The 13,239-nt window shown below is 75.3% G+C and carries 12 protein-coding genes; 6 read left to right on the top strand and 6 right to left on the bottom strand.

Annotated elements, in window-relative coordinates:
• Window positions 1–55 precede the first annotated feature (55 nt).
• From ACRYRX_RS18815 to ACRYRX_RS18800, 4 genes are all read left to right on the top strand, one after another.
• A complete protein-coding gene (locus ACRYRX_RS18815; protein ID WP_432514348.1) occupies window positions 56–1,363 on the top strand; it encodes a magnesium transporter MgtE N-terminal domain-containing protein in 1,308 nt (435 codons plus the stop codon).
• Window positions 1,356–2,030, top strand: a complete 675-nt coding sequence (locus ACRYRX_RS18810; RefSeq protein ID WP_432514345.1) for a DUF1003 domain-containing protein — start codon at window positions 1,356–1,358, stop codon at window positions 2,028–2,030. The genes ACRYRX_RS18815 and ACRYRX_RS18810 overlap by 8 nt, the downstream gene beginning before the upstream one ends.
• The gene (locus ACRYRX_RS18805; protein ID WP_432514344.1) at window positions 2,027–3,790 is read left to right on the top strand and encodes a GspE/PulE family protein; all 1,764 of its coding nucleotides are present in this window, start codon (window positions 2,027–2,029) and stop codon (window positions 3,788–3,790) included. Before ACRYRX_RS18810 ends, ACRYRX_RS18805 begins: the two co-directional genes overlap by 4 nt.
• A 67-nt stretch (window positions 3,791–3,857) precedes the next feature.
• Window positions 3,858–4,898: an NAD(P)-dependent alcohol dehydrogenase gene (locus ACRYRX_RS18800; protein WP_432514343.1), complete on the top strand. Its 1,041-nt coding sequence runs from the start codon at window positions 3,858–3,860 to the stop codon at window positions 4,896–4,898.
• Window positions 4,899–4,923: 25 nt separating this feature from the next.
• Here ACRYRX_RS18800 and ACRYRX_RS18795 read toward each other — a convergent pair whose 3' ends face one another.
• Window positions 4,924–6,276 (bottom strand): Gfo/Idh/MocA family protein, encoded by a 1,353-nt coding sequence (locus tag ACRYRX_RS18795; RefSeq protein WP_432514389.1) that lies wholly within the window; start codon window positions 6,274–6,276, stop codon window positions 4,924–4,926.
• 138 nt (window positions 6,277–6,414) lie between these two features.
• Between ACRYRX_RS18795 and ACRYRX_RS18790 the strand changes: the two genes are divergently transcribed.
• A complete protein-coding gene (locus ACRYRX_RS18790) occupies window positions 6,415–7,560 on the top strand; it encodes an Mrp/NBP35 family ATP-binding protein (RefSeq protein ID WP_432514341.1) in 1,146 nt (381 codons plus the stop codon).
• A gap of 8 nt (window positions 7,561–7,568) precedes the next feature.
• On the opposite strand, the gene ACRYRX_RS18785 is transcribed toward ACRYRX_RS18790, so the two are convergent.
• From ACRYRX_RS18785 to sigE, 4 genes are read right to left on the bottom strand one after another with little or no spacing between them, the layout of a single operon-like run.
• Window positions 7,569–7,955: a twin-arginine translocase TatA/TatE family subunit gene (locus ACRYRX_RS18785; RefSeq protein WP_432514340.1), complete on the bottom strand. Its 387-nt coding sequence runs from the start codon at window positions 7,953–7,955 to the stop codon at window positions 7,569–7,571.
• A 9-nt stretch (window positions 7,956–7,964) separates the two neighbouring features.
• Window positions 7,965–9,356 carry a S1C family serine protease gene (locus tag ACRYRX_RS18780; RefSeq protein WP_432514337.1) on the bottom strand — a complete coding sequence of 464 codons (1,392 nt, stop codon included), beginning with the start codon at window positions 9,354–9,356 and terminating at the stop codon, window positions 7,965–7,967.
• On the bottom strand, window positions 9,353–9,931 hold the full coding sequence (locus ACRYRX_RS18775; RefSeq protein ID WP_432514334.1) for an anti-sigma factor family protein: 579 nt from the start codon (window positions 9,929–9,931) through the stop codon (window positions 9,353–9,355). The genes ACRYRX_RS18780 and ACRYRX_RS18775 overlap by 4 nt, the downstream gene beginning before the upstream one ends.
• Window positions 9,928–10,629, bottom strand: coding sequence for an RNA polymerase sigma factor SigE (sigE, locus tag ACRYRX_RS18770; RefSeq protein ID WP_432514333.1), 702 nt, complete (start codon window positions 10,627–10,629; stop codon window positions 9,928–9,930). The genes ACRYRX_RS18775 and sigE overlap by 4 nt, the downstream gene beginning before the upstream one ends.
• Window positions 10,630–10,854: 225 nt before the next feature.
• Between sigE and ACRYRX_RS18765 the strand changes: the two genes are divergently transcribed.
• Entirely contained in the window at window positions 10,855–11,511 is a 657-nt protein-coding gene (locus ACRYRX_RS18765; RefSeq protein ID WP_432514331.1) for an O-methyltransferase, read from the top strand.
• 26 nt (window positions 11,512–11,537) lie between these two features.
• On the opposite strand, the gene ACRYRX_RS18760 is transcribed toward ACRYRX_RS18765, so the two are convergent.
• Entirely contained in the window at window positions 11,538–13,100 is a 1,563-nt protein-coding gene (locus tag ACRYRX_RS18760) for a leucyl aminopeptidase family protein (RefSeq protein WP_432514329.1), read from the bottom strand.
• Window positions 13,101–13,239 lie beyond the last annotated feature (139 nt).

Raw genomic sequence — 13,239 nt, 5'->3', positions numbered from 1 at the left:
ACGGTAGGAGCGGCCCGGGGCCTGCGCGCGCTGGAGGACCCTTAGCCTGGCACGTGTGACCGGACCCACCACGCGTGTCTTCGCCGCCCGCCTGGCGGGCACGTCGGTCTTCGACCCGCAGGGCGACCAGGTCGGTCGCGTCCGCGACGTCGTGGGCATGCTCCGGGCGCGCGGTCCGGTCCGCGTCATCGGCCTGGTCGTGGAGGTCCCCGGCCGCCGGCGGGTGTTCGTGCCCATGACGCGGGTCACCTCGATCGACGCCGGGCAGGTCATCACCACGGGCCTGGTGAACATGCGCCGCTTCGAGCAGCGCGGTACCGAGACGCTGCTGCTGGCCGAGCTGCTGGACCGCACGGTCGAGCTCGCCGACGGCGGCGGCCCGGCCACCATCGAGGACCTGGGCCTGGACGCCGTGCGCGCCCGCGACTGGCACCTGACCCGCCTGTTCGTCCGTCGCGGCGGCGCCCCGCGCGGGCTGTCGGGCCGGTTGCGCCGCCGCGGGGAGACCATGACGATCCCCGTCGACGGGGTCGTGGGCGGGGTGCTCGGCCTGGCCTCCCCCGACCTGGACCAGGGCGCGACGAACCTGCTGGCGGCCTTCGAGGAGCTGAAGGCGACCGACCTGGCCGAGGTCATCCACGAGCTGACGCCCAAGCGCCGCCGCGAGGTCGCCGCCGCGCTGGACGACGAGCGGCTGGCTGACGTCCTGGAGGAGCTGCCCGAGGACGACCAGATCGAGATCCTGTCGGGGCTGGCCGGCGACCGCGCGGCGCACGTCCTGGAGGAGATGCAGCCCGACGACGCCGCCGACCTCCTCTCGGAGCTGCCGCCGGAGCAGGCCGAGCGGCTCATGGGGCTGATGGACCCCGAGGAGGCCGACCCGGTCCGCCGGCTGCTGGCCTACGACGACTACACCGCCGGTGGCCTGATGACGACCGACCCGGTGGTCCTGGCCCCGGACGCGACGGTGGCCGAGGCGCTGGCGCACGTGCGCCGCACCGAGCTCAACGTGCCGCTGGCGACGGCGGTGTTCGTGTGCCGGCCCCCGCTGGAGACGCCGACGGGCCGGTTCCTGGGCGTCGCGCACCTGCAGCGGCTGCTGCGCGAGCCGCCGCACACCGCGCTGGGCCAGATCCTCGACAACGACGTCGACCCCCTGGCCCCCGACGAGACGCTGCAGGCGGTGACCCGCCGGCTCGCGGCCTACAACCTGGTGAACCTGCCGGTGGTCGACGAGGACGGGCACCTGCTGGGGGCCGTCACGGCCGACGACGTCCTGGACCACCTGCTGCCGGAGGACTGGCGCGACGTGGACGAGGAGGTCTTCGAAGGGCCCGGCGGACAGGAGACGACCCGTGCGTGAACCCCGTCAGAACCGCCGCGACCAGCGGCGGGAGGCGGTGTCGCTGGACACCCCGCGCGAGAGCCGGCGGCCGCTGCTGTCGCGCCCGCAGGTCGACCCGGACGCGTTCGGGCGCGCCTCGGAGGGTTTCGCCCGCTTCATGGGCACGGGCCGGTTCCTCGTCTACATGACGGGTTTCGTCGCGCTGTGGCTGGCCTGGAACACTTTCGCCCCCGAGAGCGTGCAGTTCGACCCGCGGGCGCTGAACTACACGCTCCTGACGCTCATCCTGTCGCTGCAGGCCTCCTACGCGGCCCCGCTGATCCTGCTGGCGCAGAACCGGCAGGACGACCGCGACCGCGTCCTCAACGAGCAGGACCGCGCGCAGAACGAGCGGGGGCTGGCCGACACCGAGTACCTGACCCGGGAGGTGGCGGCCCTGCGCATCGCGCTGCGCGACGTCGCCACCCGCGACTTTGTGCGCTCGGAGCTGCGCTCGATCCTGGAGGAGCTGGCCGAGGACGGCGGCACGGGCGTGCCCGCCCGCTCGCGCGACGCCAAGCGCAAGGGCGGGGGCAAGAAGCGCAAGCGGGACGGGTCCCCCGCCGGGGTGACTGCGCCCGCGACGGCACCCCCCGCCGGGGCCGGCTCAAGTCCGGCGGGTGATCTGCCGACAGCGGACGGGTGACGACTCTCGACGACGGCCCCGGCGCCCCGGCCACGGGACAGGTCCCCGCGCAGGGCAGCCCCCAGGTCCGCAAGCGCCTCGGTGACGTCCTCGTCGAGAAGGGCCTGCTGGTCCCGGAGGACCTCGAGGTGGCGCTGGCCGAGCAGCGCGACGTCGAGGGCCCGCGCCGGCGCCTGGGCCAGATCCTCGTCGAGCTGGGCATGGTCTCCGAGGCCGAGCTCGCGCAGTGCCTGGCCGAGCTGCTGAGCCTGGAGCACGTCGACCTCTCGCGCATCAACCTCGCCCCGGACGTGGTGCGGATCCTGCCGCGCGCCGTCGCCGAGCGCTGCCGCGTGCTGGTGCTGGACCGGACGCCGGAGTACCTGCTCGTCGCGGCCGCCGACCCCACGAACGTGCTCGCCCTCGACGACGTGAAGCTGTACACGCGCACGCCTGAGCTGCACGTCGTCGTGGCGATGGACTCCCAGATCCGCGACCAGCTGGCCCGGGCCTGGTCCCTCACCGAGGACACCTCGCAGGTGTCGCGGATGGTGGAGGACGCCACCGACGACGACGACGAGGACCCGCTCGCCGCCCTCAACGGGTCGGTCGACGACGACGCCCCCATCGTCAAGCTCGTCAACCGGATCCTGTCCGACGCGGTGCGGCTGCGCTGCTCCGACATCCACCTGGAGTCCCAGCGCGACCAGCTGCGGGTGCGCTTCCGCGTCGACGGCCTGCTGCGCGACGTCATGAGCGCGCCGAAGCGGGTCGCGCCCAGCGTCATCAGCCGCATCAAGATCATCTCCGGCCTGGACATCTCCGAGCGCCGGATCCCGCAGGACGGCCGCACCCGCGTCGTCGTCGACGGCGCGGCGATCGACTGCCGCGTCTCGACGCTGCCGGCGCTGCACGGGGAGAAGATCGTCATCCGTCTGCTCACCCGCGGTGACGACGTCCCGTCGCTGCCGTCGCTGGGGTTCGAGCCCGAGCAGCTGGAGATCTTCGAGAAGGCCCTCAGCGTGCCGCAGGGGCTGGTGCTCATCACGGGGCCGACGGGGTCGGGGAAGACGAACACCCTGTACGCGGCCATCCACGCCACGATGTCGCCGGAGAAGAACATCATCACCCTGGAGGACCCGGTCGAGGTCCAGCTGCCCGGCATCACGCAGGTGCAGGTGCACGCCAAGGTGGGGATGACGTTCTCGGCGGGTCTGCGCTCGGTGCTGCGCCAGGACCCCGACATCGTCCTGATCGGTGAGGTCCGCGACACCGAGACCGCCGAGCTGGCCCTGAAGGCCTCGATGACCGGTCACCTGGTGCTCACGACGCTGCACACGAACTCGGCCGTCGGGGCCCTGACGCGCCTGGTCGACATGGGGGCCGCGCCGTTCCTGGTGGCGAGCTCGCTGACGGCGGCGATCGCCCAGCGCCTGGTCCGCAGGCCGTGCGAGGCCTGCGCCGACGGGTACATCCCCGACGAGGACACCCTGGCGCTGCTGGACCTGACGATCGAGGACATCCTCGACGCGACCCCGCTGAAGGGGACCGGCTGCCCCGAGTGCGGCGGCACCGGGTACCGGGGCCGCACGGCGGTGTACGAGGTCCTCGACGTCACCCCGAGCATGCGCAAGGTGCTCATGCAGGACGCGACGGAGTCGGCGCTGCTGGCCGAGGCCGAGCGGATCGGGATGAAGACGCTGCGCCAGTCGGCGCTGGCCAAGGCGATGCGCGGGGAGACCACCTTCGAGGAGGTCATCCGCGTCACCGCCGGCGGCTGACCGACAGTCGTCGGACTGCCAGGCGTAGCCTCCTCGGCGTACCACCCCGCCGAGGAGAGGAAGAGCCGTGCGCGCAGTCCAGTACCGGACCATCGGGGGCGCCCCGGAGGTCGTGGAGGTCGAGAAGCCGGCGCCGGGGCCCGGTCAGGTCCTGCTGGAGGTGACGGCCGCCGGGATCTGCCACTCCGACGACTTCGTCATGAGCCTGCCGGCCGAGCAGTACACCTACGGCCTGCCGCTGACGCTGGGGCACGAGGGTGCCGGCCGCGTCGTCGAGCTCGGCCCGGGCGCCGAGGGCGTCGAGGTCGGCACGAACGTCGTCGTGTACGGCCCGTGGGGCTGCGGAGTCTGCCACGCCTGCGCCCAGGGCAAGGAGAACTACTGCTCGCGGGCCGCCGAGCTGGGCATCCACCCGCCCGGCCTCGGCGCGCCCGGCGCGCTGGCCGAGTACATGGTCGTCGACTCCCCCCGCCACCTGGTCCCGATCGGCGACCTGGACCCGGTGAAGACCGTGCCGCTGACCGACGCCGGCCTCACGCCGTACCACGCGATCAAGCGCTCGCTGGGCAAGCTGCGGGCCGGGTCGAGCGCCGTGGTCATCGGCACCGGCGGCCTGGGGCACCTGGCCATCCAGATCCTGCGGGCGCTCTCGCCCGCCCGCGTCGTCGCGCTGGACGTGACGCAGGACAAGCTCGCGCTGGCCACGGCGGTGGGCGCGCACGAGGTCGTGCTGTCCGACGCCGACGCCGCGGCGAACGTGCGCGGGGTGCTGGGCGGGCGGGGCGCCGACCTCGTGCTCGACTTCGTCGGCGCGCAGCCCACGATCGACACGGCGATGGCCGTGGCCGGCGTGGAGTCCGACGTGACGATCGTCGGGATCTCCAACTCCCCCGCGGCCGCGCAGGTCGGGTTCTTCCGGCAGGCCTACGAGGCGTCGGTCGCGGTGCCGTACTGGGGCAGCCGCGGGGAGCTCATCGAGCTGGTCGAGCTGGCCCACCAGGGCGTGTTCGACGTGCACACCGAGACGTTCTCGATCGAGCAGGCCCCCACCGCCTACGAGCGCCTGCACGCCGGCACCCTGACCGGGCGCGCGGTCGTCGTCCCCTGACGCCGGCCCCTGACGAGGAGGACCCTCAGGCGCCGGTGAGCTCGGCGCCGAGGGCGGTGGCGGCCGGGCCGAGGTCCAGGTCGGCCGTGCGCACGGCCCGGCCCGTCACCAGCGAGGCGTTCCCCGCGATGCCGACCACCACCGAGCGGACGCCGTCGCGCCAGGACGCGGTGCGCTGCAACGGGTCCGGGCCGGGGCCGTCGAAGACGTCGCGCAGCAGGAGGGCGTCGCCGCCGCCGTGCCCGCCGTCGCCGCCGGCGATCGGGACCTCGCGCGCGGTGCGGAAGTGCTGCTGGACGACGAGGCGCTCGGACACCGGCCGCGCCGCGTCGGCGCCCACGCCGTCGGGGTGCATGCTCGGGTCGACGACCGCCCCGGCGACCCCGTCGGCCAGCGGCACCGACCCGCGTTCCACGACGGTCAGCTCGGCCCGGCCGCGGGTGCCGTTGACGGCGACGACGTACCCCTCCCAGGGCGAGTGCGCGTTGAGCGCGTACGACATCGTCGCGGTCCGCCGGCCCGCGGCGTGCGGCACGGCGTAGTCGACGACCAGGGCGAGGTTGTCCTCGATGGTGATGCCGTCGTCGAAGACGTCCCGGTCGCGCAGGTACCCGTCGTACCGCTCGTTGTCCAGGTACAGCTCGCGGTACGCCTCGTCCGCGGCGAGGTCGAGGCTGAAGGCGTCGCCGCGCCCGGCCTCGGACGTCCCGCGCGCCGGGCGGGGGCCGAGCCCGCGCGCGGCGGCGTTCTCGGCGCCGTAGAAGCGCAGGCCCCCGCTGGCGAAGACGCGGGTCGGGACGCCGGAGGTCCACCAGTTGACGAGGTCGAAGTGGTGGGAGCTCTTGTGCACCAGCAGACCGCCGGAGTTCTCCTTCTGCCGGTGCCAGCGCCGGAAGTAGTCGGCGCCGTGCGCGGTGTCGAGGACCCACTCGAAGTGGAGGGAGGTCACGTCGCCGATCTCGCCGTCGGCGATGACCCGCTTGAGGGCGCTGTTGCGCGGCGCGTACCGGTAGTTGAAGGTGACGAGCACCTCGCGCCCGGTCCGCTCGACGGCCTCGGCGATGCGCCGCACGCCGTCCTCGTCGGTCGTCAGCGGTTTCTCCACCACGGCGTCGGCGCCGGCGTCGAGCGCGGCGACGACGTGGTCGGCGTGGAACCGGTCGGGGGCGGTGACGATGACGCGGTCGATCCCGAGGCGGCGCACGGCGGCGGCGAGGTCGGCGGGGTGCAGGTGCTCGGGGGCGGGCCGGCCGGCCGCGACGAGCCGGCGGGTGTGCACGGCCATCCGGCCGGGGTTGGGGTCGGCGAGCGCGACGAGGCGGTCGCCGCGCCCGCCGGCGTCCGGGCCGGCGTCGGCGGCCAGGGCCGAGACGTACATCGAGGCGCGGGAACCGGTCCCGACGAGGGCGTAGCGACGAGCGGGCACGTGGTTCTCCACGGTGAGGGAAGCGCTTTCCAGAGTCACCCTCCCACCGGGGGACGGAGGGGTCAACCACCGCCACGTACGCTGGGGGGCATGTCGTCCACGCCCGGTCCCGAGAGCGTGCGCGCGGGAGTCCTGCAGGCCCTGAAGTCGGTCGACGACCCCGAACTGCACCGGCCCATCACCGACCTCGGCATGGTCGACGGCGTCGACGTCGACGACGCCGGCCTCGTCGACGTGCGGATCCTGCTCACCACCGCCGGCTGCCCGATGCGCGACACCCTCACCCGCGAGGTCACCGCCGCGGTGCGCACCGTCGAGGGTGCCCGCGCCGTGCGCGTGCACCTCGGCGAGATGAACGCCGAGCAGCGCCGCGCCCTGACCGCCACCGTCCGCGGCACCACCGGCGCGGCCCCGACCATCCCCTTCAACGACCCGGGGAACCTGACCCGGGTCTACGCCGTGGCCTCCGGCAAGGGCGGGGTCGGCAAGTCCAGCGTCACCGCCAACCTCGCCGCGGCCATGGCCGCCGACGGCCTGCGCGTCGGCCTGCTCGACGCCGACGTCCACGGGTTCTCCATTCCCCGCCTGCTCGACGTCCAGGGCAAGCCCACCAAGGTCGACTCGATGATCATCCCGCCCGTCGCGCACGGGGTCCGGGTCATCTCGATCGGGATGTTCGTCCCCGGCAACCAGCCCGTCGCCTGGCGCGGCCCGATGCTGCACCGCGCCCTGCAGCAGTTCGCCTCCGAGGTCTTCTGGGGCGACCTCGACGTGCTGCTCCTGGACCTGCCCCCGGGCACCGGCGACGTCGCCATCAGCGTCGGGCAGCTGCTGCCCCGCGCCGAGATCGTCGTCGTGACCACCCCGCAGGTCGCCGCCTCCGAGGTCGCCGAGCGCGCCGGGTCCGTCGCCGCGCAGACCGAGCAGCGCGTCGTCGGCGTCGTGGAGAACATGAGCTGGCTCGAACTGCCCGACGGGCAGCGCCTGGAGGTGTTCGGCTCCGGCGGCGGGGCCGTCGTCGCGCAGTCGCTGTCGCACAAGCTCGGCACCGACGTGCCGCTGCTGGCGCAGGTGCCGATGGACGTCGCCCTGCGCGAGGGCGGCGACACCGGCGCACCGGTGGTGCTCACGCACCCCGACTCCCCCGCCGCCCGCGTCCTGCGCGACCTCGCCCGGACCCTGGCCCGCCGCCCCCTGGGGCTCGCGGGCCGGCGCCTGGGCGTCAGCGTGGCCTGAGCCTCAGCTCAGGTCGCGTCCTCGTCGTAGGGCACCGGGGACGGCTTCGCCGCCGGCGCCGAGGAGCCCTTCGACAGGTCCAGACCGGCCGGGGACCGCTTCGGCGGCGTCGACCGGGTGGCGGGCTCGTCGTCGTCCTCCCACGCCTCGGTCAGGGCGTCGCGCACGATGCGGCGCGGGTCGTACTGCCGCGGGTCGAGCTTCTGCCAGTCGATGTCGTCGAACTCGGGGCCGAGCTCCTCGCGCATCTGCGCCTGGGCGCCCTTGGCGAAGCGGCGCGCGGACTTGACCAGGCCTGCCAGTTGCTCGGCGTAGTGCGGGAGCCGCTCGGGACCGAGCACCACCAGCGCCACGACGAGGAGGACGATCAGTTCGCCCCCGTTGATGCCGAACACGCTGCGATCCTAACCGTCGGCTTCGAGCGTGACGGGGACCTCCACGGTCTGGTCCCCCCTCCGGACCGACAACGTCACCGTTTCGCCGGGTTCACGGGCCCGGATGTCGACGATGAGCTCCACCGGTTCGGTCACCGGCCGCCCGTCGATCGCGAGCACCACGTCCCCCGGGCGCAGACCGGCGCGGTCGCCAGGCCCGCCCGCCTCGACGGAACCGGGCTGGTCGACGATCTGCACGCCCTGCCCCGTGTAGGAGTTGTCGAGCGAGACGCGGATGACCGGGTGGACCGCCCGGCCGGTGCGGATCAGCTGCTCGGCGGTGCGGCGCGCCTGCTCGGACGGGATCGAGAACCCCAGCCCGATGCTGCCCGTCGCGCTCTGCCCGTCGACCCCGGGCAGCGCGGCGATGGCCGAGTTGATGCCGACGACCTGCCCGGCGGAGTTCAGCAGCGGCCCCCCGGAGTTGCCCGGGTTGATCGCGGCGTCGGTCTGGATGGCCTGGATGTAGGAGGCGTCGTCGGAGTCCCCGGCCGTCACCGGCCGGTTCAGGGCCGAGACGATCCCCTCGGTCACGGTGCCCTGCAACCCCAGCGGAGCTCCCACGGCCACCACCGGGTCGCCCACCACCACTGAGGCGGAGTCGCCGAAGGGCAGGGCGGCCAGGCCGGTGCGGTCCACCCGCACGACGGCCAGGTCGTAGGAGGAGTCCGCCCCGACCACCTCGGCCTGCGCCTGCTGACCGTCCTGGAAGACCACGACGACGCCGTCGGCCGAGGCGCCGGCGACGACGTGGTTGTTGGTGAGGATGAAGGTGCCGTCGTCGCTGGGGGCGTCGAGCACGAACCCCGAGCCGGTCCCCGCGCCCTGGGCCCCCACCACCTGCAGGGCGACCACGCTCGGCAGCGCGGTCGCGGCGATCCCGGCGACCGACCCGGCCGGGCGCTCGGTGCTGCCGGCCGACGGGCTCGGCAGCGACACCGACGGGTACGTCCCGTCCCGGTCGGACAGCTCGTCCTGCAGCAGACCTCCGGCGAAGCCCCCGACGACGCCGAGCAGCAGCACCAGCGACCCCGCGCCGATCCAGCGGGCGGGCGACCCCTTCCGGCGGCCGAGGGCCGGGGCGTAGGGGTCCTGCGGGGCGGCCGGGCCGCGGCCGCCACCGACCGCGTACGGGTCGACCGGGGCGTGCGGGGGGTAGGCGTCGTGGCCCGCGGGCGGCGGGGGGCCCTGCTGCGGGCCCTGCGGCGGGTCCGGCTGCCACCACGGGTTCGAGGAGCGGGCGTCCGGGGGCCCCCCGGCCCACGGGTCCCGCGGTGCGGGCCCGTCGGCGGGATCGGCCCAGCCGCCGGGCCGGTCCGGCTCGCGCCCGGACCGCTCGCCGTCGGAGGGAGGGGTGCTCACGGGGCGGCGGTGGGGGTGGCGCTGCCGGTCGGGCCCGCGGTGGACGGGGCGACCGTGGCCACCGGCGCGCTGGCGGACGCCGACGGGGTCGCCCGCAGCTCCGCCACGGGCGCCTGCACGTCGCCCCCGCCGGGCAGGCCGCCGAGCACGAGGACGCCGACGATGCCGGCACCCAGCAGCGAGAAGGTGCCGGCGAGGGCCACGGCCACCGGACGGCGCCGAGCCCGGCGCACCGCGCGCCCGGCCGGGCCGCGGGTGCCGCGGTGGCGCACCGGGTCGGTCCGCGACGGCGGGGCCACGCCCACGACCGGCCGCGCCGGGTTCGCGATCGGGGCGTCGCGCGGGCGCAGCGGACCGCTGGGCCCGCCGATCTCCAGGAGGCGGGTCACCAGGTCCTCGGACAGCTCCGGGACGCCCAGGGAACGCAGGCGGGCCCGGACCAGCCGCTCGGCCTCCACGGCGTCGGCGCACTCGGGGCAGGCCCGGAGGTGCTCACCGGCGCGGGCCTCGGCGTCGACCGCGAGGCGCCCGTCCACCAGCGCGGACACGCGCGCGCCCAGGTGCGGACCGCTCACCGGTTCTCCTCGCCGAGGGCGAGCTGGGCGGCGGCACCGGGGCGCGGGGCGCGGTGGGCCAGGGCGGCGCGCAGCTGGGCGCGGCCGCGGTGGATGCGCGAGCGGACGGTGCCGAGCTTGACGCCCAGCGTCGCGGCGATCTCCTCGTACGAGAGCCCCTCGATGTCGCAGAGCACGACGACGGCGCGGAAGTCCGGCGGCAGGGCGTCCAGCGCGCGCTGCACGTCGTCGTCGAGGTTGCGGTGCTCGTAGGCGCGCTCGGGCCCGACGTCGGTGCTGGGGAGCTTCTCGTTCGCGTCCTCGGCGAGCGCGTCGAAGCGGATGCGCTGCTTGCGGCGGACCTGGTCGAGGAAGAGGTTGGTGGTGATGCGGTGCAGCCAGCCCTCGAAGGTGCCGGGCTGGTAGTTCGAGAGCGACCGGAACACCCGGACGAAGACCTCCTGGGTGAGGTCCTCGGCGTCGTGGCGGTTGCCCGTGAGGCGGTAGGCGAGCCGGTACACCCGGGTGGAGTGGTCGCGCACGACCTCGTCCCACGTGGGCGGGACCCACGCCGAGGCCGCGACCGCCGGCGACAGCGTCGCGGGGTCCACGGCGGGTACGGCGGACCGACCGGCGGTGTCGCCGGTGTCGTCGCTCACGGTGTTCCTCCTGGAACGGGCGGGGAAGGGGGCCGCGAACGGCACCGCCAGTGCTCCCATGGTCTCCCACTCCCATCGTCTCGGCCAGCCACCGCCGGCAGGTCCATCCGGTCGGCGTCAGGAGGTCCAACGGAGGTCTGACCTGCGCGGTTCCCCGCTCCACCCGCGGGGTGTCGACCCAGGGCCCCGGCACAGGACGTGCACGGCGACCCCACCGGTTCCCTGACGCAACGCAGTCGCTCGACGACGACGGGTGAGATCAGGGGCGTGCACTAGATTGCGCACGTGCCGACGTCTTCGTCTCGCCCGTCCAGCAAGCAGCCCGCCAGCTGGGCCTACACCGAGCAGTTCGTCCCCGAGGACGACGTGCTCCAGCGAGCCCGGGCCCGCGCCGCCGAGCTCGACGTCGAGCCCGTGAGCACCGGGGTGGCCGCCGCCCTCACCGTGCTCGCCGCCGCCGTCGGCGCCCGGACCGTCGTCGAGGTCGGCACCGGCACCGGCGTGTCCCTGCTCAGCCTGCTGCGGGGCATGGCCGAGGACGGGGTCGTCACGACCATCGACCCCGACGGGGAGGCCCAGCGCGCCGCCCGCGAGGCCGTCGCCGACGACGGCATCCGCACCAACCGCGCCCGGTTCATCAACGGGCGGGCCCTGGAGGTGCTGCCCCGGCTGACCGACGGCGCCTACGACCTCGTCCTGCTCGACGGCGACGAGCGCGAGTACGGCGCCTACCTGGAACAGGCGCACCGGCTGCTGCGGGCCGGCGGGCTGCTCGTCGTCGACGACGCGCTGTTCAAGGGGCGCGTGGTCGACCCGGCCGTGCGGGACGCCTCGACCGCCGCGCTGCGCGAGGTGTCCCGCGCCGTGCTGGAGGACGGCAACTGGTTCCCGACGATGCTGCCCACGGGCGACGGGCTGCTGCTGGCCGTCAAGCACGGCTGAGCCCGACCCCCGGGCACCGGGGCGGGTCAGCCCCGCGCCACCGACGTCTCCAGCCACTCCAGGAGCAGCCGGGCGCCGAAGCCCGTCGCCCCGCGGGTGACCTCGTGCTCGGGGGCGTCGGCGCGACCGGTCCCGGCGATGTCGAGGTGGGCCCAGCGCCGGCCGCCGGTGAACGGCCGCAGGAACAGCGCCGCCACGATCGACCCGGCCCCGTGGCCGGGGGTCGTCGTCACCTGGCGGGCGTCGGCCACGTCGGACTCGATCGCGGCCGCGTAGTCCTCGACCAGCGGCATGTGCCAGACCCGTTCGCCCGTCACCGCCGCCGCCGCGACCAGCTCGTCCACCAGCGACGCCCCCGTCGCGTAGAGGGCGGCGTGCCGCTTGCCCAGCCCCAGCGTCGCCGCCCCGGTGAGGGTCGCGACGTCCACCAGGACGTCGGGGCGCAGGACGGCGTCGGCGTAGGCCAGGGCGTCGCCCAGGACCAGCCGGCCCTCGGCGTCGGTGTTGTTGACCTCCGTGGTCCGGCCGCCGTAGTGGGTCACGACGTCGCCGGGCCGGTAGGAGGACCCGCCGAAGGAGTTCTCGGCCAGCGCCAGCAGCCCGGTCACTCGCACCGGCAGCTCCAGGCGCGCCGCGGCGGCCACCACGGCCAGCACGGCCGCCGACCCGGCCATGTCGGTCTTCATCGCCACCATCGACTCGCGCGGCTTGATGCCCAGCCCGCCGGTGTCGTACGTGATGCCCTTGCCGACCAGCACGACGTGCGGCGCGCCCGGCGCGGCCGGCGGGGTCCAGCCGACCTGCACCAGCGCGGGCGGGGAGGCGGACCCGGCGCCGACGGCCAGCAGACCGCCGAAACCCTCCGCGCGCAGCCGCGCCTCGTCGCGCACGTCGACCTCCAGGCGCAGCTCCCGCGCGACCTGCCGGACCTGCTCGGTCACCCAGCGCGGGTCCTTCAGGTTCGACGGCGTGGCCGCCAGGTCCCGCGCCAGGACGGTCGCGCCGGCGCTGACCTCGGCGTGCCGGACGTCGGCCGGGTCCACCGCGCCGAACAGCACCAGCCGGCGGGCCGGCGGCTCCGACGCCGCGCGCCGGCCGCTGACCGGCGGGGAGTATGAGGCGAGCAGGAACCCCTCGACGAGGGCGCGGGTGCCGGCGGGGCCGACCCCGTCGGCCAGCGTCGTGGCCACGTCGCCGGTCGAGGCGGCCCGCGCCAGCGCGGCACCGCTGCGGCGCAGCGCGGCCGGGGAGGAGTCGCCGACGGCGACGACCAGCAGCTTGCGGGGACTGCCCTCCGGGGCCGGGACGGGCAGGCGGGTCACCGCGGCACCGGTCCCGGTGACCTGCTCGGCGGCGCAGACCGCGGCGAGGTCGATGCCGTAGCGGACGGCGGCGTCGGCGGCCCCCGGCCGCGGCTGCAGCGGTGCGTCCGCCCCCTCGCCCGCCGCCACCGGCACCGCCAGGACGTCGAGCCCGGACAGGTCCGCGCCCACCAGGTCGCCACGGCGCACCTCGACGGCGGGCGGCGTCCAGCGGCGCAGGTCGGGAGCGGCGGAGGTGACCGGGGAACCGGCGGTGGAGGTGCTCACGGGGGTGTCCTGTCGTCGGGGTGACGGGTGGTGCGAACGGGTCGGGGGGGGGGGGGGGGGGGGGGGGGGGCGGGCGCCTCCACGCCACACTCACCCCCCCCCAGCCAAGTCGACACACACCCACCCCCAGCTCTAAGCA

It is taken from the genome of Kineococcus lubricus (genome assembly GCF_050871965.1).
Lineage (GTDB): Bacteria > Actinomycetota > Actinomycetes > Actinomycetales > Kineococcaceae > Kineococcus.
Note: the sequence above shows the minus strand (reverse complement) of the source record. Positions and strands in the feature narration are given on the sequence as shown.

Bases quoted from the DNA above. Each gene is read 5' to 3' on its own strand.
- sigE (WP_432514333.1), bottom strand. From the start codon at position 10,629: ATGGGAGCACTGGCGGTGCCGTTCGCGGCCCCCTTCCCCGCCCGTTCC.
- ACRYRX_RS18790 (WP_432514341.1), top strand. From the start codon at position 6,415: ATGTCGTCCACGCCCGGTCCCGAGAGCGTGCGCGCGGGAGTCCTGCAG.
- ACRYRX_RS18795 (WP_432514389.1), bottom strand. From the start codon at position 6,276: ATGTACGTCTCGGCCCTGGCCGCCGACGCCGGCCCGGACGCCGGCGGG.